Below are 22,434 nucleotides of genomic sequence, written 5' to 3' on the forward strand. Positions count from 1 at the left end.
GGGGCTGCAGGCGGCGAGAAAAAGGGGCCACAAAAGGAAAAGGCCCGCTGCACCGAGTGCAGCGGGCCTCCCCGAATGAAAGCTGGTTTGGTCCTTACCCCTGACGTCCGCGCCTGAAAATCAGAGCGCAGCCAGGGACAGCGTTCTAGTCCTGTTTGCGGCGGCGCAGCGACAGGAAGCCGAGGCCGGCCACGCCCATGCCCAGCAGACCAAGGGTGGTCGGCTCCGGGATGCGGGCGATGACGAAGGAACCGTCTTCCGAGGCGCAGAAGTCAACCGCGGTGGCGCCGCAATCGAAGCTGGTCGGGTCGAAGTTGCCGAAAGAGCCCGTCCCGTCCGGATCCGCGTCGAAGTTGCTGTCGGCCAGACCCAGGATCTGGTCGCAGTGGTTGGCCGGATCGGCATCGGCGTTGTTGCAGCCGAGGTCGTTGCCGAACTCGTCGAACCACACGCCGTCCAGCAGGAAGGTCGACATGAACGTCGCGTTGTCGGTGCCGTCCTGGATGTTGAACGCGAAGAGGCCGCCTTCACCCGGCATGATCACCCAGCTCGCCACCAGCACGCCGTCGGTGCAGCCCGCGCCGGACACTTCGGTGAAGCACTGCGAGGAGCCCGGGGAGTCGCCGGCGGAAGTCAGGTTGTCGATGTACATGTTCAGCACGCCAACAGAGTCGCCATCCGGCCCGGTGTGCGTGAAAGAACCGGTGTCGTTGGTGAACTGGATCGGCACTTCCTGGAACTCGAAGGTGAACTCGAAGCCGTCCAGGCCGCCGATCTGCACGGTGTTGCCGCGCAGGTCGATGCCGGAACCGGTCGGCGCGTCGCCGCCGCCGTTGTTGATCGAGTCGATCGATCCGAAGCCGCTGACTTCGCCGGTCTCGCCGTCGTTCGGCAGGAAGTTGCCGTTGGCGTCATCGATCACCGCATGGACGGTCGCCACGAAACCCAGCGCGTCCACGGGGGAATAGGTGTAGCTGCCCGGAAGGGGCGTGTCATCGAGGCCGTCGACCCCGTTGAAGTTCAACGTGATGTTCTCCAGCACGAACGCCGCGTTCGCCGGAGCTGCCATGAGCCCGATCGAGCAGGCGATGGCCGCAGCTCCCAAATACTTTTTAAACATTCTGCTCTCCTTAAAACGCCACCCCGGCCTTGGGTCGGGGGATGTGGATGCAACAGCTTTCACTTCTGTGCCCTATAGAAGCAAGCATCGTGCCAGAACTTTATATCATTGAAAAATAACGATATTTTCTTCAATAAGAAGGACGGGCGAGCAGAGATGTAAGCATCTCTTTACAGGAGGTTAACGGCCTCGGCGCGGGGCCGTCCTTACTGCTTCAAGGACGCCAGCAGGGCCTCGGCGGCACCTCGGTCGCTGAACCGCCGGTCGGCATCGAGGACAGCCTGAAGCGTGGCGATCGCGCTCTTGACGTCGCCCTTGGCGGCAAGAGCCTGGGCGAGGTGGAAGCCGATGGAGCCGCTCTGCGGTGCCGCTTCGTGAGCACCCTGGAGGACGCTGACCGCTTCCTCCGTCTTGCCGGCACGCAGCAAGGCGACGCCCAGGGTGTCGGCCAGGGCCGGGGCGTCGGGCTCCAGGGAGACGGCCCTGCGGGCGTTGGCGACCGCGTCCGTAACGGAGTCGCGCTCCAGTTGTACCATGGCGAGGTTGTTCAGCGTGGCCGGCTGATCCGGCGACAGCGTCAGCACCGCGCGATACTGGGCCTCGGCCTCTTCCCACTGCCCTTCGGCGATCAGCAGGGCGGCGAGGAATTCATGAACAGGGATATCGGCCGGGTTCTGGACCAGCCAGTCGCGCAGAAGGGCAACGGCCTCGCCGCGTTCGCCTGTGGCGAACTTGGTCCGCGCCAATTCGCGCAAGGACCTGCTGTTGGGGGCCTGCGCGTAGGCCTTCTCGAAAGCGGCCTCGGCATCCTGCGGGCGGCCCGTTGCAAGGGCGAGCTGGCCTTCCAGCATACTGATCTCGGCGGCCTCCGGATTGCGCTGCCTCAAGGCGTCCAGTTCGCTCCGCGCCTCGTCGGTGCGGCCGAGCTGGATCAACAGGCGGGTGCGGGTAACCCCGAGCCGGCCGTCGGTCCCCCCCAGGCCGCGGGCCTGGTCGATCGCCCGCAGGGCGTCTTCGGGCCGGCCGTCGCCCTCCAGGGCCAGGCCATAATACTCTTCGACCTTGCCGCTGTTCGGCCTCAACTCGCGGAGCTGCTGGAAGGTGCGCACCGCTTCCGGCCATGCCTCGCTCTGCAACTGGGCCAGCCCCAGATTCTCGATCAACTCAACATCGTTGGGATTCTGGGCGAGCGCTGCCTGGAAAACCTCCTGCGCCGTGCGCGGCTGTCCCGCGCGCAGCAGGCTGCTGCCGAGCTGCAGGCTGGCGGGGACCGACCCGGGATTGCTTTCGACGGCCCGGCGCATCAGGCCGCGGGCCTCCTCGTGATTGCCGGCACGGCTCTCCATCGCGGCGTAACGCATGAGCAGGTCGACATTGCCGGGCGTACGGTTGATCGCCTCGTCATAGACGGCGCGCGCCTCTTCGATACGGTTGTCGATAGCGAGGAACCGGGCAAGGTTGGCAACGTTGCGGAGCTCCGTCGGGTCCTTCGCAACCGCCTGGCGGAATGCCGCCTCCGCCAGCTCGTTTTGCCCCGTCGCTATGAGCACGCCACCTTCCAGTCCGTAGCCGAGAGCCTTCTCGGGCATATGCTCCTGTGCCTGCCGTGCGACCTGCCGCGCAAGTTCGAACTGGCTGCGGGCCATATAGGCGGAGTACAGCGACACATAGACGCGCTGAGTGCTCGGGTCGAGCTCGAGAGCTGTGTTGAGGGCAGCGAGTCCGCCATCGACGTCGCCGGTTGACAGGCGGATGCGGCCCAGCTTTTCCTGCGCCAGGGCATCGTCGGGCCTGAGAGCGGCGAGTTGCTCGGCGCGCTTCAGCGCGGTTTCCTCGTCGCGGGCGGCGATGGCGGCATCGGTGAGTATGCCTAGATAATCCGCGCTCTGCGGGATCTCGTCTTCGGGCACGTCGAGGGTCTTGTAGGCCTGCTCCGTGTAGCCGAGCCGCAGTAGCGCGGCGCCGAGGATGCCGCGGGCGCGACTGTCCTGGGGCTGCTGCGTCAGGTAGTTCGACAGCCGTGCGCGGGCCTGCTCGTACTGCCCGAGCTGGAAGGCGCTGAAGCCGGCAATCAGCAGCGCCTGCGTGCTTCGCGAGTTTCGCGCCAGAACACTGTCCGCATCCTGCTTCGCGCGCTCGTAATCGCCCATGAGGAAGCGGACGACGGCGCTTTGCAGGACAACTCGGGAATCCGAGGGCTGGGCGGCCCGCAGGTTCTGAACGATCCGGTTGGCTTCCTCAAACTCGCGCAATGCAATCAGCGTCTGGATGTAGCCCAGACGGGCGATGGCCTGCGTCGAGTCCAGCTCCACCGCGCGGGCAAAGCGCAGTTTGGCCTCGTCAAAGCGGCGCTCGCGGAAGTACCACTCGGCATCAACCGTGACCAGGAAGGGATCATTGGGATCGATGGCGATCGCCTGGTCCAGCAGCGCGCGCGCCTCTTCCGGCTTCTCGAAAATCACCGCGAGGCGCGCCTTGTTCACCAGCGCGCGGACGTGCGGGCCCATGCTGAGGACGCGGTCAAAGGCCTCCGCCGCCTCGTCGAACTGCCCGAGGCTCATCAGCGCCTCGCCGCGGGCCACCGTCAGGTCCCGGCTCAAGGCACTGTCGCCGGGTGTCTGTTCGGCCAGGTTCTTCACGACATCGCCATACTGGCGCAGGTTCAGGCGGGCGTAGGCGAGCATCAATTCCAGTTCTTCGCCGCTGTAGCCGAGTTCCTGGGCGCGGACGAATTCCTTCTCCGCATCGGCCGCATCGCCCTTTTGCAGGTGGACCTTGCCGAGCAGGAAGCGGGCCGCGGCGTCGGTCGGATCGCGCTGCAGCGCGTTCTTCAGTTCCACCTCGGCCGCCTGCAGATTGCCATCTTCGAAGTACTGCTGCGCCCGCTCCAGAAAGGTGGCCGACCAGGCCGGGGAGGGGGCCAGGACGGCGAACGCGGCGAGCAGCAGCAGGGCGAAGAGGGGGGCGGCCACAGGGCGGCGCGCAGGATGAGCGGCAACCGCCCTGCCGGTCGAAATGGCGCGGTCGGACACTGGCTGGAACATCATGGTGCGCTTCCCTGTCAGGGCCCGGAAATCGGGCCTCTCTTTTCGATTATGGTCGTACCGTCTGGGCCTACTATAGGGCAGGAGCCTGTTAGGAAAAAGGCCAGCCCTGATAAGGAGATTGCCAGCAAACCGGAGTTTTCAAGTCCGGTTTCCAGTGGCTTTCCGAATTGCAGACACCGCCTCGGGCCCGGCCCAGCCCAGCGGGCCGGCCCAGCGGGCGACCCCGGCGGGCGATCCTGGCGGGCGATCCGGGAACGGGTGCCGCCGCTTGCCGGAGCACAGGGCGGACGATAGCCTGTAAGTCCGGCGTTCTAGCCCGGTCGGCATCATAATTGCCGCGCAATCACCGGCCGGCATCATAATTGCCGCGCAATCACCGGCCGGCATCATAATTGCCGCGCAATCATAGGTGGCGAATGATAAGGGGCACGGTGCCGCCGAGGGGGGATCCTCAGTCGCCCGACGACAACGGGATCTTAGGGGGTATCGTGTTCATTCAATATTTTACTCTATGAAATTTCGGCCTTACTTGAAACCGTTCGACGGCAGCGCCGTTCAGTCCCCGCAGGCGGCGCGCCGGGGTGGCTTGGAGCCGACCGGGGACGGGGCCAGCGGAGTGGAAGATTCTTGCAGGGGCTGATCATCGGATACCTGAGCTACGGCGCGGCCGCACTGGCCTATGTGGGGCTGGTGGCGTACTACCTGTGGCGCGGCCGTTGGGGCAGCCACGGCCCCTACTTCATCGCGGCTGTGGGGCTCACCGCCGTGTGGGCCCTGGTCGCCCTCGTCGGCCACGACGTGATCCCGCATTTTCCGAAGTGGACGCTGTTCCTGCAGCAGGCTTCCAAGCTGGCCTGGGCATGGTTCCTGTGGCACATCATCGCCTCGCTGGAGCCCTATCGTGTGATGTTCCCGCGGCGGCTGCGCGTGGGCTGGGCGTTTATCATCGGGCTGACCGCGGTGACCCTGGCGCTGCAGGTGACCCATCTGCTGATCGGGCTGCGCTGGCTCAACCTCGGCCTCTTCGGCTTCAACACCGCCTTGCTGCTGCTGATCCAGGGGTTGCTGATCGCCCTCTTCGGGCTCTCGCTCACGGAAACGCTTTATCGCGGATACAAGTCGGCCGAGCGCTGGGGGGTGAAGTTCCTCTGTCTGGCCACCGGCGGGCTGTTCGCCTACGACGTCTTTCTCTACGGCGAGGGTCTGCTGTTCCGTGTGCTGGACCCGACTTTCCTGGAGATGCGCGGCTTCGCCCAGGTGCTGGTGGTGCCGTTCCTGGTGATCAACATCCAGCGCAGTCACGCCCGGCACTTCGCGCTGGGCCTCTCGCGGCGCCTGGTGTTCGGGTCGACGGTCGTCTTCGGCGCCGGCATCTACCTTGTCATCATGGCCGCGACCGCCTTCTACGTGCGCACCATGGGGGAGGCCTGGGGCAGCGCCGTGCAGGCGGTCTTCCTCTTCGCCGCGGTGATGCTGCTGATGGCCTTGCTGCTCTCCGGCTCGTTCCGCGCGCAGGTGCGGACTTTCCTGTCTCACCACGTGCTGGAGGACAAGTACGACTATCGCGGCGAGTGGCTGCGCTTCAGCGAACGCCTCGCTTCGGCCGACAGCGATGAGAGTTTCGAGCGGCGCGTCATCCGCGCGCTGGCCGACATCGTCGACAGCCCCTCCGGCGCGCTGTGGGTGGTGGGCGACAACTACCTGCCGATCGCGGCGGCGTGGAACATTTCCCCGGCCAGCCTCTCGACGATCGACGTTCCGGCGCTGGAGCACTTCTTCAGGACTCACGATACCGTTTGGAGTCTCAGCCACGAGGATGCCTTGCCGGATGACGCGCCCTCCGACTGCCGGCAGCTGCTGGCGGCCCTGCGAACGATCCCCGAGTCCTGGGCCCTTGTGCCGCTGCTGCATCAGCACCGGCTGATCGCCCTGCTGATGCTGTCGCAGCCGCGCTCGCCGCGCGATCTCGAGCCGGAGGACGGCGAGCTGCTGGCGACCGCGGCGCGGCAGGCGGCAGGCCTGCTGGCCGAGCGCCGGCTCGCGCGCGACCTCGCCGAAGCGCGAGAGTTCGAGCGCTTCAACCAGCGCTACGCCTTCGTCGCGCACGACCTGAAGAATCTCGTCAGTCAGCTCTCCCTCATGGTGAAGAACCACGCGCGCTTCGGCGACCGGCCGGAGTTCCAGGAGGACATGGTGGAGACCATCCGCTCGGCGGTGGTGCGAATGGAGACCGTGATGAGCCGCCTGGACGGCAACGTCGCCGACGGCAGCGATGAGGAAATACCGGACGGCGAGGCGGATGGCGCTACCACCGATGCGGAGGGCGAGGCGGCGAAGGACTCGGTCGCGCCGCTGCTGCGCCAGCTCATTGCGCGCTACGAGGGCAGCGTCGCCGCTCTCGACCTTGCGCTGGCGCCCGGGGCGGACGCGGCCCGCATAAAGGGCGGCCGCGGGCGGCTGGAGACCATGGTCGGCCATCTGCTTCAGAATGCCGTTGAGGCGGCGGGTACCCAGGGGCAGGTGTCTCTCCATCTGCGCGACGATGGCCGCCAGACGGTCCTGGAGGTGCGCGACAACGGTCCCGGCATGGAAAGCCGCTTCATCGAGGAGGAGCTGTTCAAGCCCTTCAAGACGACGAAGCGGGGTGGTTTTGGCATCGGCGCCTATCAGTGCCGTGCCCTGGCCCGCGAGATCGGCGGCGAACTGGAGGCAATCTCGGCGCCGGGCGCCGGCACCACCATGCGCCTCACACTGCCTTCGGCCGGACGCGAAGGCGGCAATTCCGAGGCTCGCCGGCAAAGCTGAACTAGTGGTGGACTCAAGGCACTAACTTCCGTAGCGATAGGACATGGCGGCACGCAAACCCTCAAAGCCGGAAGGCGCTCTCCTGATCGTGGAGGACGATTCCGGCCTGCAAAAGCAACTGCGCTGGTCTTTCGAAGACTACACGGTCGCCGTTGCGAACGATCAGGCCAGTGCGCTTGCGCAACTCGCGAAGATTCAGCCTCAGGTTGTCCTGCTCGATCTCGGCCTGCCGCCCGACCCCGACGGGCCGAGCGCGGGGCTTGCCGTGCTGCAAGCCGTGCTGCAAGCGGCGCCGGCAACCAAGGTCATCATGATGAGCGGGCAGACCGACCGCGCCTACGCCCTGAAAGCCATCGCCCTCGGCGCTTACGACTTCTATCAAAAACCGATCAAGGTGGAAGAAATCCAGCTGATCGTCCGCCGCGCCCAGCGGCTGTACGAGTTGGAGGCGGAGAACCGCCAGCTGACGGGCGCGCGCGGTGGCGAGGCACTGCCCGGCTTCATGACCACCCATCCCGCATTGCTGGAGCTTTGCGACGAACTGAAGCGGCTGGCGACGACCGACATCACCGTGCTGCTGACCGGTGAGAGCGGCACCGGCAAGGAAGTGATCGCCCAGGCGCTGCACGAGCTGAGCCAGCGCCGCAAGGGACCGATGATCGCCGTGAACTGCGCGGCGATCCCGGAGACCTTGCTGGAGAGCGAACTGTTCGGCCACGAGAAGGGCGCGTTCACGGGCGCAATCAAGACCACGGTCGGCAAGGTCGAGCAGGCCGACGGCGGCACCTTCTTCCTGGACGAAGTGGGCGACATGCCCACGGCATTGCAGGCAAAGCTGCTGCGCTTCCTGCAGGAACGCAAGGTGGAGCGGATCGGCGGACGGACGTCCATACCGGTCGACGTGCGCGTCGTCGCGGCCACCAACCAGAACCTTGAGACCCTGATCGCCGAGGGGCGCTTTCGCGAGGACTTCTACTACCGCCTCTCCGAGAGCGAGTTCCTGCTGCCGCCGTTGCGCGAGCGACCGGAAGACGCCGTCATCATTGCCCATCGCCTGGTGCGGCTCTACGCGGAGGAACTGAAGCGCCCGATCCGCGGCTTCTCGACCGATGCGTTGGCCGCGATCCTCGCGTACCGTTGGCCCGGTAATGTGCGCGAGTTGCAGAACTGCATCAAACGCGCCGTGGCCGCCTCGCGCGGGTCCTATCTCACCGCGGCCGATCTGCGCCTTGACGTGCCGAAAGAAGATGCCGACGAAGCGATCGACCTCGCGACCGTTCGCACGCTTGCGGAGGCCCGTGCTCTGCGGCGCGCGCAGGCGATCGCCAACGGCAATCGGTCGGAGATGGCGCGGCTTCTCGGTGTCAGCCGCCCGACGCTCTATCACCTGCTCAAGCTGCACGCTTCCGAGCAGGACGTGAGTCAGGAAACCGAATGACGGTGGCCGGAATCTGGGGGCAGCGGCAGGCGACACCGCGAGCGCTCGAAAGGTGTCGCGTGAATGCGGCGGGCAACTGAGAGTCCGGTCATGCGCATTCTCTTCCTCTGTCACCGCTTTCCCTATCCGCCGAACTCGGGCGCGAACATTCGATCGTTCAACATGATCCGTCACCTGAGCCGCCATCATGCCGTGGTGGTGGCCTCGCTGACGCGCAGCGACGCGGAACGCCAGGCGGTGCCGGAACTGGAAAAGCAGGTCGCCGGCGTCATCACCGCGCCGATCGGCAAGTCCGAGGCCTGGGCGAAGACGCTGCTGGCCTTGCCCACGCCCAAGCCGTCCTCCTTCGGCTACTTCTCGTCGCCCGCCCTGATGAACCGCCTGCGCCGGCTGGCCGGCGAAGAACGCTTCGACCTGGTAATCGCGCACAGTTCCTCCGTCGGGCCCTACGCGGCGCCCTTCGTCGGCGTGCCGAAGATCATGGACTTCTGCGACATGGACTCGCAGAAGTGGCTGGCCTACGGCAAGCAGATGACGTTCCCGCGCTCGCTCGGTTACTGGCTGGAAGGTGTGAAGCTGGTGCGGGTGGAGCGGCGCATCGCCGAAGACTTTGGTTACGCGACCTGCGCCACCGCGGCGGAGGTGGAAAGCCTGAAAGCGATCGCGCCGGGGGCACGGGGCGACTGGTTCCCGAACGGCGTCGACCTGGAATTCTTCCAGCCGCAGCCGGAGGCCTACGACCCCGACCAGATCTGCTTTGTCGGCCGCATGGATTACTTTCCGAACGTCCAGGCCATGGCGGCGTTCGTGCGCGATGTCTTTCCGCTGATCCGCGTGCAGCGGCCTGCCGCGAAACTGGCCATCGTCGGCGCCTCGCCGACGGTGGCGGCGCGCGCCCTGGGGGAGGCGGCGGGCGTGACGGTGACGGGCTCGGTGCCCGACGTGCGCCCCTACTTCATCGGCTCGGCCTGTTCGGTCGCACCGCTCATCGTCGCGCGCGGCACGCAGAACAAGATCCTGGAGAGTCTCGCCATGGGCGTGCCGGTGGTGGCCAGCGAACTTGCCGCGCGCGGCCTGGATGCGGTGCCCGGCGAGCACCTGTTGGTGGCGGACGATCCGCAGGCGACCGCCGCGGCGGTCCTGCGGCTCATGACGGAGGGCGCCGAGCGCCGGCGGCTCGCCCTGGCCGGGCGGGCTCGGATGGAAAGCCACCACAGCTGGACGCAGGCGATGGCCAAGTTCGACCAGATCGTCGAAGCGGCAATGGCGGCCGGCACGGCCGGGCGCGGCGCCGCGGCCTGAAGCGCTTCAGGCGGAGCGGCGCCGGGGCGCAGTCGGATCGGATTGCCGGCGGCGCGGGCGGTTCGAAAAGCCGAGGCTGAGATGCCGGTAGCCGCCGCCGTCGTTGAAGACGTCGATCCAAGGACTGTCGAGGGATCCCCTGTGCTGGGCCAGTTCCAGGAGGACCAGGTCATAGCGCCAGTTGCCCTCCAGCAGCACCGGCCCTTTGTCAGAAAGACCGATGTCCCACCCCAGGCTGCGTTGCATGTCAAAGGTCCGGGCCGCCGTGACGGCGAGATCGAGGACCTGCTGCCAGTCAGGCAGCACCGTGTCCGCGATGCGCGCGCCGGTCAGAGGGTGATGGCTGAGGTCCTGCGTCAGCCCGTCGACCACGAGCGCGCCGTTGCCGCAGCGCCCCGTGGCCAGGTCGACCGGCACCGCGAGGCCGCCGGAGTGCATGTTGTCCGCTGCGACGCGACCGTTGCCGACGCGCAGCACCGCATCGATGACCCTCGGCTGCGGATCGAGGAAGGTCACCACGCGCACCGTGTGGAGCACATTGGGCGCGATCCTTGCCAGTTCCGGGTGGGGCGCCACGCGCCGCTGCACGAACATGCCGCCGTGGCGGCGCTGGCTTTGGCAATGGTCCCAAAGCGCCTGGGCATCGAGGGTGCGGCCGTCCGGCAGTGAGCGCCAGGCGGCGGTCTCCGGGACGCGCTCACCGAGGCTGATCACCCCCCGACCCATCAGGCCGCCGATGGGCTTGAAAACGACGTCGGCGATGTTGTTGGCGGCCATCCATTCCGCGAGGGCTTGCGCACTGTCGAGGTTCGGCACATCGAGGTCCGCCCCTTCAGCCGAGAGGGTCGCCAGGATCTCGGGTACCGGCAGTCCGCTGGCGAGGGCGCGCTTCTGGAACTTCAGCTTGTCGTCGGTCAGGTCATAGAACGCCGGATCGTTTACCGGTGTCAGCATCTTCCACGGCTGGAACTCGCCGATGTAGGTGCGCTTCACGTCGCGCGGCATTGCCGGATCGAAAAGGCCGAACTTGTAGTAGTCCTTCGCGGTGATGCGGTTGGTCCACAGCAGCGCGGCCTGTTCGACAAGGCGGCGCCGCAGCGGTGGCGCCGCAACCTTCACCCGGCGGTGAAAGCGGTAATCCCTCAGGATCTGTGACGGCAGGATGCGCCAGTTCCAGACAGCCTTCGCCATTTCCTTCATGCCGAGCCCCCCTCAGCGACCAATTGACTGTAGCCAGGATAGCGTCCACCGGGCAACGGAGTCGCGCCAGGTGCGGCGCGAAAAGGTATGATCCGCATCCGGCAGATCGTGACGCGTCACGCGCGGGTCCGCCAGCAGGCGGCGCCACTGCGCCTCTTTCGATGCCTCCAGGAACTCGCGCGCCGTGATGTCGCGCCCGGAAAGGATCAGCCCGACCGGACCGTCGAACGCCGCCAGGCCGCCGGCCATGCGGTTGGGCAGCGGGCGAGTGTCGCGGGCGTTGTTGGAACCGGCGGCGTTGCCTGCGCGGGCCGGCGCGGCGGCGCGCAGCCAGCCGGCGACGCCGGCGATGAAGCCGCGCAGGGCGGGCAGCACCGCAACGCCGCCCGACAGCAGCTTGCGCCAGAAGGCGGGATCGAGGATGCGCTGGCCATAGTAGTGCTTCACCAGGGTGCGCGCCTCGCCCTCCGCTTCGCGCACCCAGGGGTTCACCAGCAAGAGGCCCGCCACCCGCCGGTCGCAGCCGGCATAGAAGAGGATCGCCGAGGCGGCATCGCAGATGCCCCACAGCACGACGTGCTTGAGGCCCGGCGACCGCGCGAAGAAGGCGTCAACGGCGGCCCCGATGTCGGCATCGATCCCTTCGAAGCCCAGGTAGGGCCCTTCGCTGTCGCCGCTGCCGCGATGGTCGAAACGGAAGGTGGGCACGCCCGCGGCTGCGAAGCTGCGCGCGAGCAGCAGGAACTGGCGGTGACTGCCGATACGATACTGCGGCCCGCCGGTGACGATCAGGATGCCGGTCTTCGGGGACCCAGGAGCGTGGTGCAGAACGCCGAGCAGGCGGCTGCCAGCGCAGGGAAACACCACCGCCTCCTCGCTCGGGACGGAGGACGTCGGCTCACTCGAACCGGGCATCGGTCGCATCCAGCAGGGCGGGGGCGAGGGTGATCTCCTGGATCGTCCAGAAAGGCGCGCCGGCGACGGCGCGGCAGTTCACGCGTCCGGCGGTGTCGTCGGGAAGTGCTTCCAGCAGGCGCTGGCTTGCCGGGGCCGGCGCGGGCTCACCCTCGGCCGAGGTGACCTCGAGCCAGTCGATGCGGCAGTCCGAGAGGGCCGGCAGCAGGGTGTCGAAACGCCGGCTTTCGATCGCGGCGACCAGGGGCGGCGCAAGTTCGTAGCCGGCGACCTCGAGGGTCTCGCCGGCGGCGAGGCGGCCGCGCAGGGCCTCGCCGCTTTCCTTTTCGCCGGCCGCCATTGCGGCGGCGATGCGCAGCCGCAGGAACTGAGACATGAACTGGTCGCCGCGCAGCACCGGCTGCCACAACAGCAGCCGTGCAAAGCGTGCCGGGTGGCGGCCGGCAACCTCGGCAGCCAGCAGGGCGCCGAGGCGCAGGCCCCACAGCGAGACGGCGATCCCCGGCCAGCGGGTGGTCAGCCAGGCTGCGGCGGCCTCGACATCGGCCTGCCAGATCTCCCAGCGCGCTTCGTGAAATCCTCCGCTGCTGTCGCCGGTCCCGTAGGGATCGAGCAGCAGGACGGCCCAGCCCCTGGCGGCGAGCCGCCGGGCCTGCAGCACCGCCATGCGCCGCGAGCGATTGGCCTCCTCGGCGAAGGGCGGCAGATAGAGGAGGGCGCCCCGCGGGGCCGTGCCCTCGGGCGGGGCCTGCAGCAGGCAGAACAGGGGCCCGGCGCTGCCGGGAAAGAAGAACGGCTGCGGCGCCTCCGACCGGGCGGGGTCGCCGGAGGACAGCGGCAGTGTCACGCGGCGAGCTTCCGATCGACGAAGGCGGCGAGACTGCCGACGGTCTCGAAGACGTCGGCTTCGATCTCATCATCCTCGATGAAGATGCCGAAGCGTTCCTCCAGCGCGGTCACCACGGTGACCACCGCCATGGAATCGAACTCCGCGATGGCGCCGAACAGCGAGGTCTCCGCGGTGAACTGCTTCGCCCGGTCACCCAGCTGCAGCGTCTCGCCCAGCACCTGCTTTACCTCATCAATGACCGCCATCGAGCATCCTTCCCTCTTGCAGCAAACCTCAACAGCGGTCTCTCCGCCACCCTCGGCGCGGGCGCCGGACTTATTATGCAACACCGCAGAAACAGCCCACAAGCTATTGATATGGTGAAGATTATACTTACGGCCCGAGACGCCGTTCTAGCTGACGCCCCTTGCCCCCGCACCCCCCTGATACTACCCTCGCCGCGCCATGTCGAGCCATCCCACCGAGCTTTCGGAAACCTCTTCTAAGGTCGCCAGCCAGCGTCTCTGGCAGGAGGTCTGCCGCGACGGCCTGGGCGGCGAGGCCCGCCTCGACCGGCTGGACGGGGCGCTGCACCTCTGGGCCTTTGCGTTGGCCGGCAGCGGGGCGGCAACGGCCGCCGAGGCCGCGCTGCTGAGCCCCGACGAGGCCCTACGCGCCGAGCGGTTCCGCTTCGAGCGCGACCGGGGCCGCTTCATCGCCGGCCGCGCGACCTTGCGGCGGATCCTGGCAAGCTATCTGGATGCTGACCCCCGAAGCCTGACGTTCTCCTACGGGCCGGCCGGCAAGCCGGAGATCGCCGGGCCCCAGGCAGCGGCCAAGCTGAGCTTCAACCTCTCCAACAGCGCGGACTGGGCCTTGCTCGGGGTGAGCCAGGGCCGGTGCCTGGGCGTCGACCTGGAGCGCATCCCTGAGACCGAGGATCTGGCTGCTGTGGCGAAGCGGTTCTTCGCGGCGGCGGAGGCGGCGGCGCTGGCCGCCTACGATCCGCCGCTCTATGCGGAAGCCTTCTGTGCGATCTGGACGCGCAAGGAGGCGCTGCTGAAAGCTTTCGGCGCCGGGCTCAGCCTGCCGCTGGACGGCTTCTGCGTTTCGACCGATCCCCGCCAGCCGGCGCGCCTGCTGTCGACCGAGTTCCGCCCGGCGGAGGCACGGCGCTGGAGCCTGCTGGACGTGGCGCTGGAGCCGCCCCTTGCGGGACGGTTCCGCGCCGCGCTGGCCGTGGAGGGTGGTCCGCCGGTCTGCCGCTGCTTCCGGCTGGCCTAGCCCGGCTGGGCTAGTCGCCGTGCAATGTCTTCTTCAGCAGGCCGCTGAAGTTGCCGATGTGCTCGTCGTCGAGCCAATTACCGTGGTGGCCGGGCATGATGTGCACCGACCCGCCGCGCGTCGTGCGGTCGAACCACTGCTTGTTGAGGTCGCCTGAATTGCGCGGGCTGTGCTCGGTGCGCACGATGGTGACCTCGCCGTCGAAGCGGCGCGCCGGCAGGTAGCGGTCGATGGCGCGGAAGATCTTGTAGTCGAGATATTCGTGCCGCAGCTGGTGACGCAGCGTGCCCAGTCGCAGGTTGCTGTAGCCGCCGCCGCTGACGAACTGGTGCAGCTGCTTCCACAGGCGTGACGGCACCGTCCGACCCGCCAGGAAGCCGGGGGCTTCCCGCATTGCCGGCGGAATCCAGAGCACCAGCTTTTCGACCTTCTCACCCTGCTGCTGCAGCTGCAGCGCGGCCTCGAAGGCGACATAGGCGCCCTCGCAGCCGCCGCCGATCCAGTAGGGCCCCTGCGGCTGCGCCGAACGAATCTGGTCGACGTAGCGGGCGGCCATTTCTTCGATGGTCTCGTAGACCGGCTGGCCCTGCGACAGCCGCTGGCTCAGCAGGGCGTAGATGTCGAGCTGATAGACCGGCTGGTCGCTGCCCAGGCGGCGCGCCAGTTCGCGGTAGCGCGGATGGCTGCCGCCGGCGAAGAAAGGCGTGCGCTTGCCGCCGCGCTGCAGGACGAGGAAGCTTTCCTCGCCGCCGGGCGAGGCCGCGGCGGTATCCGTGGCAACGCTGCCGCCGATCTGGCGTGCAACCGCCTCGATGGTGCGGCCCTGCAGCAGCGCGGCCAGGGAAATGCGCTGGCCGAGCCGCTTCTCGATGGCGGCGACCAGCCGTACGGCGAGCAGGGAGTGGCCGCCGACTTCGAAGAAATCGTCGCGCATGCCCAGTGGCTCGACGCCGATGATCTCCTGCCAGATCTCCTGAACCCGGCGCTCCACCTCGTTGCGCGGGGCGATGTAGCTTTCGCCCTGGCGGCGGGTGCCCTGCGGGGCGGGCAGGGTCTTGCGGTCGATCTTCTTGTTCGGCGTCAGCGGCAGTGCGTCCAGCACCACGGCGGTGCCGGGCACCATGTAGTCGGGCAGGTGATCACGCAGACGCGCGAGGATGCTCTCGGCCGGTGTCTTCACGCCCTCGGCGAGTACGAGATAGGCGACCAGGCGCTGGTCGCCCGGCACGTCTTCGCGCAGCAGCACCACCGCCTGGCGCACGTCGTCCTGGCTTTCCAGCAGGGTCTCGATCTCGCCGAGCTCAATGCGGAAGCCGCGCATCTTCACCTGGTGATCGGTGCGCCCCAGGCAGACGAGCGTGCCGTCTGCCTGATAGCGGGCGAGGTCGCCTGTGCGGTAGATGATGCCGGCGGGCGCCTCGGGGACGGGATTCTCGATGAAGCGCTCGGCGGTCAGTTCCGGACGGTCGAGGTAACCGAGCGCCACGCCCTGGCCGCCGATGCAGAGTTCGCCGATCACGCCAGCGGGCACCACGTTGTCGTAGGCATCGAGCAGGTAGACCCGGGTGTTGGCGATGGGCTTGCCGATCGGCACCGGCCCGTAGCCGCTTTCCACCCGCTGGATGCAGGACCAGATGGTGGTCTCGGTGGGCCCGTACATGTTCCACAGCGCCTTGACCCGCGGCAGCAGCTGCTCGGCGAGCGCGCGCGGCAGCGCTTCGCCGCCGCAGAGCGCGGTGAAGGCCGGGTCGCCCTGCCAGCCGCTGTCGATCAGCATCTGCCAGGTGGTCGGCGTCGCCTGCATGACGGTCACGCCGCTGTCGCGCAGCCGCTGGGCCAGCAGCTCGCCGTTGGTGGCGACGGCGCGGCTGGCGATCACCACCCGCGCGCCGACGGTGAGCGGCAGGTAGAGTTCCAGCCCGGCGATGTCGAACGACAGGGTCGTCACCGCGAGCAGGCGGTCGTCGGCGGAGAGGCCGGGCTTCTCCGCCATGGTCATCATGAAGTTGACCAGCGCGCGGTGCGGCAGGCGCACGCCTTTGGGCAGCCCGGTCGAGCCGGAGGTGTAGATGACGTAGGCGAGATCTTCCGGCCCGATGGTGACGTTTCGCGGCGGCGTTGCGGGCAGTCCTGCCCAATGGATGCTGTCGCGGTCGAGACGCACCAGCGTCACAGCGTCACCGGCGAGGTCTCGGCAGAGGTCGCCCTCGCTGACCAGCAGCGTGATCTTCGCGTCTTCCAGCATGAAGGCCTGGCGATCGCGCGGGAAGGTGGGGTCGATCGGCACGTAGGCGCCGCCCGCCTTCATGATGGCGAGCAGGCCGACCAGCATGGCCGGCGAACGCTCGACGCAGAGGCCGACGAGTCGGCCCGGCCCGACGCCGAGGCCATGCAGATAGTGGGCGAGCCGGTTGGCGCGGCTCTCCAGTTCGGCATAGGTCAGGGTCTGGCCTTCGAACTCCACTGCGACGGCATCGGGACTGCGCGCGGCCTGCGCGGCGATCATGTCGGGCAGACAGACAGCGTCGGGCACCGGCTGCTCGGTGGCGTTCCAGTCGACCAGCAGCTGCCGGTTTTCCTCAGGTGTCGCCAGCGGCAGGTCGGCGATGCGCAGTTCGGGGTCGGCGACCATGGCCGCCAGCAGCACCTTGTAGTGCTCGATCATGCGGGCAATGGTCGCGGTCTCGAAGAGATCGGTGTTGTGCTCCCAGATCATCGTCAGTCCGTCGCGGTCGCTGCCCTGGGGCAGGCCGACGTACTGGGCCGAATGCGGAATGCCGATGACGCCGAGATCGAACTTCGACGAGCCGTTGCTGAGCACCGGCGTCAGCTTCACGTCGAGGCCAGGCAGCGCCTCTTCCGGCATCGGCTCGTCGTGGAAGCTGAACATGAGCTGGAACAGCGGATTGTAGCTCATGTCGCGCTTCGGCTGCACGGCATCGACCACGCGGTCGAAGGGGACGTCCTGGTAGTTGGCGCCTTCCAGCACGAGGTCGCGCACCTGGCCGATGAACTCGCGCATCGTGGGGTTGCCGTCCAGCGCGGCGCGGATGACCACGTTGTTGAGGATCATGCCGATGAGGCTCTCGGAGGCCTGCTGGCGGCGGTTGGCGAAGAAGGTGCCGATGGCCACGTCTTCCTCGCCGCTGTAGCGGTGGATCAGCGCCATGAAGCCGGCCAGCATGGTCATGAACAGCGTGCTGCCTTCACGGCGGCTGAGCGCCCGCAGGTCGTTGCACAGCGGCAGCGGGATTTCCGGGCGCAGCGAGGTGCCGCGGAAGGTCTGGCTGGCGGGACGCGGTCCCTTGTGGGGCATGTCGACCACCGGCGGAACGGTCGCAAAGCGCTTCTTCCAGTAGGCGAGCTGGTGGTCGGAAACGGCACCCTGCATCCACTGGTGCTGCCAGGTGGCGAACTCGGCGAACTGCACCGGCAACTCCGGCAGCGGCGACGGCTTGCCCTCGCTGTAGGCGCGATAGAGATCGACCAGCTCGCAGAGGAAGACGTTGAACGACCAGCCGTCGTGGACGAGGTGATGCTCCGTGTGGATCAGCACATGGTCATTCTCGTCGAGGCGCAGCAGAGTCCAGATCACCAGCGGCAGCTTTTCCAGGTCGAAGCGGTGTTGGAAGTGCTTGTCGCACCACGCCTTCATGGCCGCCTCGCGCCTGTCCTGCGGCTGCACCGAAAAGTCGACCAGTGTCAGCGAGTAGGGCTCGTGGGGATGCACCACCTGTTGCGGACGGCCGTCGACGTTGGGATAGGTCGAACGGTAGGCCTCGTGCCGCCGCAGGATCTCGCCCAGAGCGTCCTGCAGGGCGGCGAAGTCGAGCTTGCCGCGGAAGCGGATCGACGAATGGAAGTTGTAGGCGAGATTGTCCGGGTTCAGCTGGTGAATGAACCACACGCGCTCCTGCGCGAAGGACAGCGGAATCTCGGCGCCGCGCCGCACCGCGGTGAGCGGCAGTTCCTCCAGGCCCTCGGCCGCCGGCGGCAGCGCCTCGATCGCCGGCAAGAGCGCCGCCACGGTGGGATGCTCGAACAGCAGGCGCAGCGGCATGTCGACCTTGAAGGTCTCGCGGATGCGCGTCGCCACCTGGGCCACCTTCAGGGAGTCGCCGCCAAGCTCGAAGAAGTTGTCTTCCACGCCGACCTTCTCGACGCGCAGGACGTCGCCCCACAGCCCGGCCAGGCGCGCTTCCGCATCGCTGCGCGGCGCGGCATAAGGCTCGGCAAGGCCCGCGCGCTCGCTGCTGGGCGCCGGCAGAGCCTTGCGGTCGACCTTGCCGTTCGGGGTGAGGGGGAAGCTGTCGAGGAACACGAAGAGACCCGGCACCATGTAGTCGGGCAGGGTCTCGCCCAGCGCCTTGCGCAGGGCACGGCCGGTCGGCTCGGCATCCTTGGCCGCGGTGACGTAGGCGACCAGCTGCTTGTCACCCGGCCTGTCTTCGCGTGCCAGGACCACGGCCTGCTTGACCTCGGCCTGTTGCTCCAGGGTCGCCTCGATCTCGCCGAGCTCGATACGGAAGCCGCGCACCTTGACCTGGAAGTCGACGCGGCCAAGGTGTTCCAGGGTGCCGTCGGCGCGCTGCTTGGCAAGGTCGCCGGTACGGTAAAGCCGCTGCGGCGCGGAACCGTCAACGGCGTGATCGATGAAGCGCTCCGCCGTCAACTCCGGGCGCCGGAAATAGCCGCGGGCGAGACCGTCGCCGCCGATGAACAGCTCGCCGGCATCGCCGGGGACGACAGGCTGCAGGCCCTCGTCGAGGATCGCGATCCGCGTGTTGGCGATGGGGCGGCCGATGGGCACGGCGCCGCTGCCGCTTTCCACGCGCTGCAGGGTCGACCAGATCGTCGCTTCGGTCGGGCCGTAGAGGTTCCACAGTTCGGCGCAGAGCGGCAGCAGCCGCTCGGCCAAATCGCGCGGCAGCGTCTCGCCGCCGCAGAAGATTCGCAGGTCGGGCTTGCCGCGCCAGCCGGCCTCGAGCAGCAGGCGCCAGGTCGCGGGCGTGGCCTGCATGACCGTGATTGATTGTTTTTCCAGCGCCTCTGTGAGCAGGCGCCCGTCGCCGGCAAGAGCGCGGCTGGCCAGCACGACCGTGGCGCCGACGACGAGCGGCAGGTAGAGCTCCAGGCCGGCGATATCGAACGACAGCGTTGTCACGGCCATGAGGCGATCGTCCGGCTTCAGGCCCGGCTCCTCGCGCAGGCTGCACATGAAATTGACGAGGGCGCGATGCGGGATTTCGACGCCCTTGGGCCGGCCTGTCGAGCCTGAGGTGTAGATGATGTAGGCGAGGTCCTCGGGCCCGGCGACGGCGTCCGGTGACTCGGCCGATTCAGCGGCGATCTGCGGCCAGTCACTGTCCAGCGCGAGCACCCGCGCCGCGCTTTCGGGCAGGCCGTCCCTCAGCGCCTGCTGAGTGAGGATCAGGGCGCAGTCGGAGTCCTGCAGCATGTAGGCGACGCGGTCTTCGGGGTAGGCCGGATCGATCGGAATATAGGTGCCGCCCGCTTTCAGGATGCCGAGCAGGCCGACGACCATCTCCAGCGAGCGTTCGACGACCAGGGCGACCGGCTGGTTCGCCACCACGCCCAGCTTGCGCAGGTGGTGTGCCAACTGGTTCGCGCGCCGCTCAAGATCGGCGTAGGAAAGCTGCTCCTCGCCGAACACCAGGGCGGTCGCTTCGGGGCTCCGCCGCGCCTGTTCGCTGACAAGGCCGTGCAGGGTGGCCTCACGCGGAAACGCCCGGGGGGCGGTATTTTCCATGCAGATGAGGTCTCGCGGCGTCGTTCCGCCAGCGCGCACAAGAGCGTCATTCATAGGATTTCGTCCGCCCGTCGTATTGATTGTTTTGGTTCCTCCCCCGGGAACCCCGCCCGGCACGGCCTGACCGGCCGTGCGGGCCTCGGACGCCCGGAGCGCCAGTTAACAGGGATAGCGCTGCCGAGGTCAATTCTTCTTGGCTTTGCATGGCTTAACCGGCCCTACGGGCACTCAGAAGTGTCACGAATCGGCAAGAAAACCAAAACGTTCCGGTGCCGGGCGGCGTGCGATCTTCCGGTCCGGCGGCCGGCATAATTGCCGATGCGCGGGGAGAGACAACAGCGAAAATGCGGCCGAGCAGTATAATCATTGGGGTTAACCCTGTAGGCCCCGCGACTTTTGGAACCCTGCACGCAGGCCCAGCCGCGGCCAGGAGCCTTTAATGCCGCCCTGCCGGGACCGGCGTCGCGCCTGGGGATTAGCCAGCAACTTGCAGCAGAACACCATCGTGCCCTATTTTTGCCTCAGGCAGCCGCCTGCGCGATGCGTGAGCATGCGCCGTGCTGCCGATGGGGTTTCTCAGGTTGCAACCACTTGGTGGTGGCGGGGAGAATCTCTGGGCAGGCGTTGTGGTGCTTCGCTGCACCGCGCAACCAAGATCAACGTATGATTGTATGATTATGATAAGGTCTCTGACGCGCATCGGGGAGGGTGCCGGTCATATCGGGGCGCGAGTCCGCTCAGCGCTCGAATGGCGCGTCTACCGGCCGCTGCACCTCAGGTACGCGGCGATGTGGCGGGCGCAGCTGAACGGCGTTGCCGTCATCGGCATTACCGGCAGCGCGGGCAAGACGTCGACCAAGTCGATGATCACCGCCATTCTGCGGCAGGCTGGCAAGGTCAGGCAGACTTCGGGAACGGGCAACCGGCTGTTTCATGTCGCCGAGATCATTGCTGCGACGAGACCGTCTGACGACTTTTGCGTATTGGAACTGAGTGCCGAGAGACCCGGCTACTTCGACCGCCTGCTGCCCCTGGCGCGGCCGACCATCGGCGTGGTCACCACGGTGGGCGAAGACCAGTACAAGGCTTTCGGCTCGCGCGAAGCGATCGCGGCGGAGAAAGGCAAGCTCATCACCTGCCTGCCTGCCGACGGTACCGCCGTGCTCAACGCCGACGACCCCCTGGTCCGACGCATGGGGGAAGGGTTCAAGGGGCGCATCGTCACCTACGGTGCGGCCGAGGGAGCGACGCTGCAGGTGCGGGACGTGCGCTCGCAATGGCCCGAGCGTCTCTCCTGTACCGTCAGCTTCGACGGGCAGGACTACCCGCTGCAGACTCAATTCTGCGGGAAGCACTGGACGACTTCCGTGCTGGCGGCTCTTGCCACTGCGGTCGCCGCCGGCATTCCCCTGGCAAAAGCCTGTGAAGCGGTCGCCGCCGTTCCGCCGGTGCGGGCCCGCATGGAACCGGTGACGACGCCTGACGGCATCACCTTCATTCGGGACGACTGGAAGGGCGCTTTCTGGGGGTTGCCGACGGTCTTTGCGTTCCTGCGCGACGCAACGGCGGCGCGCAAGATCGTCGTGATCGGCACGCTGGCCGACTACCACGGGTCAGCGCGTACCAAGTACGTAGCGGCGGGCCGGGAAGCTCTGCAGGTGGCCGATGCCGTGGTCTTCGTCGGCGAGATGGCCACCGCCGGACTTCGTGCGCGGAAGTTTGCCAAAGCGCATCAGCGCGTGCTGGCCTTTCCGGATGTGCGGCAGGCGGCTCAGGCGATGGACAACCTGCTGCGTCCAGGCGACCTCGTCATGCTGAAAGGATCCGGCATCGCCGATCATCTTGGCCGCCTCTATCATGTCCGGACTGGGCCGGTCGCCTGCTGGCAGATGCGTTGCGGCAAGGACATGCTCTGCGATGCCTGTTCCCACCTGCGCGATGATTCCGCGGCAGCCAACCGGCCGCTTGCGGCGAAGAAGCCCTCGATGGAATCGGTTGCTGCCGCGTCGGAGGCGCGCAATGCTGCGGCTCCTCTCAAGGTGTTCGTCGGCATCGGCAATCCCGGCGAAAAGTATCACAACACGCCGCACAACGTCGGCTTCTCAGTGCTGGACCTTATTGCCGAACGCAACGGTCTGTCTTGGGAGGGCTGCGGGCGCGCGAAGGTGGCGCAGTTGAAGCACAAGGACGGCAAGGTGCTTCTGGTGAAGCCCCAGGACCAGGTGAACAACACCGGGAAGTCCCTGCTCGCCTTGTCGCAGTCGATGGGGTTCGCCGCGGGCGACTGCGTCCTGGTGCAGGACGACATCCATCTGCCGGCGGGCACCGTGCGCGTGCGGATGCAGGGCGGGGACGGCGGCCATCTCGGTGTCCGTTCGACGTTGGTCGCCTTTCAGACCAGCGATATTCCGCGCATCAAGATCGGGGTCGCCGCCGCCGCGAACCAGGTGCCGACCGCAGACTATCTCGTCTCTCCCATGCCGGCGATGGTCTCGAGCAAGGTGCGGGAAGGCTGCAACACAGCCGTGGAACGGCTGCTGAAATTGGCCGAGATCGAGTAAGCGCGCCTCGCCCCCCAACAATGCCACTGGCCCGGCACTGCCCGGTGCTGTATCGACACACCTGTCCGCGTCTTTAACGGGAAGTCCTCGCGGGTAACGGCTATCAGGAGGTGGTGGTTGACGGCCCCTTGGGTGCGATATCTTGGCGGCTCAAAAGTGGCGC

General features: G+C 67.4%; 12 protein-coding genes. 5 read left to right on the plus strand and 7 right to left on the minus strand.

Translation table 11 applies throughout. The features are described from left to right. Positions 1-145: 145 nt before the first annotated feature. Both WDC82_RS18035 and prsT read right to left on the minus strand, forming a co-directional pair. Positions 146-1,120: a PEP-CTERM sorting domain-containing protein gene (locus WDC82_RS18035; RefSeq protein ID WP_340118769.1), complete on the minus strand. Its 975-nt coding sequence runs from the start codon at positions 1,118-1,120 to the stop codon at positions 146-148. A 206-nt stretch (positions 1,121-1,326) separates the two neighbouring features. Then, positions 1,327-4,152 (minus strand): XrtA/PEP-CTERM system TPR-repeat protein PrsT, encoded by a 2,826-nt coding sequence (prsT, locus tag WDC82_RS18040; RefSeq protein WP_340118770.1) that lies wholly within the window; start codon positions 4,150-4,152, stop codon positions 1,327-1,329. Positions 4,153-4,794: 642 nt separating this feature from the next. Here prsT and prsK point away from each other — a divergent pair. The 3 genes from prsK to WDC82_RS18055 all read left to right on the plus strand — a co-directional run bounded on the left by prsK (position 4,795) and on the right by WDC82_RS18055 (position 9,712). Next, entirely contained in the window at positions 4,795-6,972 is a 2,178-nt protein-coding gene (prsK, locus tag WDC82_RS18045; protein ID WP_340118771.1) for an XrtA/PEP-CTERM system histidine kinase PrsK, read from the plus strand. Positions 6,973-7,060: 88 nt separating this feature from the next. Continuing rightward, positions 7,061-8,410 (plus strand): PEP-CTERM-box response regulator transcription factor, encoded by a 1,350-nt coding sequence (gene prsR, locus WDC82_RS18050; protein ID WP_340118772.1) that lies wholly within the window; start codon positions 7,061-7,063, stop codon positions 8,408-8,410. A 90-nt stretch (positions 8,411-8,500) separates the two neighbouring features. Further along, the gene (locus WDC82_RS18055; RefSeq protein WP_340118773.1) at positions 8,501-9,712 is read left to right on the plus strand and encodes a TIGR03087 family PEP-CTERM/XrtA system glycosyltransferase; all 1,212 of its coding nucleotides are present in this window, start codon (positions 8,501-8,503) and stop codon (positions 9,710-9,712) included. A 6-nt stretch (positions 9,713-9,718) separates the two neighbouring features. Here WDC82_RS18055 and WDC82_RS18060 read toward each other — a convergent pair whose 3' ends face one another. Genes WDC82_RS18060 through WDC82_RS18075 form a run of 4 tightly spaced genes read right to left on the minus strand, consistent with a single transcriptional unit; the run spans position 9,719 to position 12,922 of the window. Continuing rightward, entirely contained in the window at positions 9,719-10,912 is a 1,194-nt protein-coding gene (locus WDC82_RS18060; RefSeq protein WP_340118774.1) for a sugar-transfer associated ATP-grasp domain-containing protein, read from the minus strand. Positions 10,913-10,924: 12 nt separating this feature from the next. After that, the gene (locus tag WDC82_RS18065; protein ID WP_340118775.1) at positions 10,925-11,827 is read right to left on the minus strand and encodes a hydrolase 1, exosortase A system-associated; all 903 of its coding nucleotides are present in this window, start codon (positions 11,825-11,827) and stop codon (positions 10,925-10,927) included. Beyond that, entirely contained in the window at positions 11,811-12,674 is an 864-nt protein-coding gene (locus WDC82_RS18070; RefSeq protein WP_340118776.1) for a hydrolase 2, exosortase A system-associated, read from the minus strand. The genes WDC82_RS18065 and WDC82_RS18070 overlap by 17 nt, the downstream gene beginning before the upstream one ends. Then, positions 12,671-12,922, minus strand: a complete 252-nt coding sequence (locus WDC82_RS18075; RefSeq protein WP_340118777.1) for an acyl carrier protein — start codon at positions 12,920-12,922, stop codon at positions 12,671-12,673. The genes WDC82_RS18070 and WDC82_RS18075 overlap by 4 nt, the downstream gene beginning before the upstream one ends. A 199-nt stretch (positions 12,923-13,121) precedes the next feature. On the opposite strand from WDC82_RS18075, the gene WDC82_RS18080 reads away from it, so the two are divergent. After that, positions 13,122-13,940, plus strand: a complete 819-nt coding sequence (locus tag WDC82_RS18080) for a 4'-phosphopantetheinyl transferase superfamily protein (RefSeq protein WP_340118778.1) — start codon at positions 13,122-13,124, stop codon at positions 13,938-13,940. Between the two features lie 10 nt (positions 13,941-13,950). Here the strand turns inward: WDC82_RS18080 and WDC82_RS18085 are convergent, their stop codons facing one another. Beyond that, a complete protein-coding gene (locus WDC82_RS18085) occupies positions 13,951-19,764 on the minus strand; it encodes an amino acid adenylation domain-containing protein (RefSeq protein ID WP_340118779.1) in 5,814 nt (1,937 codons plus the stop codon). Positions 19,765-20,276: 512 nt separating this feature from the next. Here WDC82_RS18085 and pth point away from each other — a divergent pair. After that, positions 20,277-22,271 carry an aminoacyl-tRNA hydrolase gene (pth, locus tag WDC82_RS18090; protein ID WP_340118844.1) on the plus strand — a complete coding sequence of 665 codons (1,995 nt, stop codon included), beginning with the start codon at positions 20,277-20,279 and terminating at the stop codon, positions 22,269-22,271. Positions 22,272-22,434: the final 163 nt, after the last annotated feature.

Origin of the sequence: Pelagibius sp. 7325 (genome assembly GCF_037652055.1) — a bacterium.
Classification (GTDB): Bacteria; Pseudomonadota; Alphaproteobacteria; order Kiloniellales; family Kiloniellaceae; genus Pelagibius.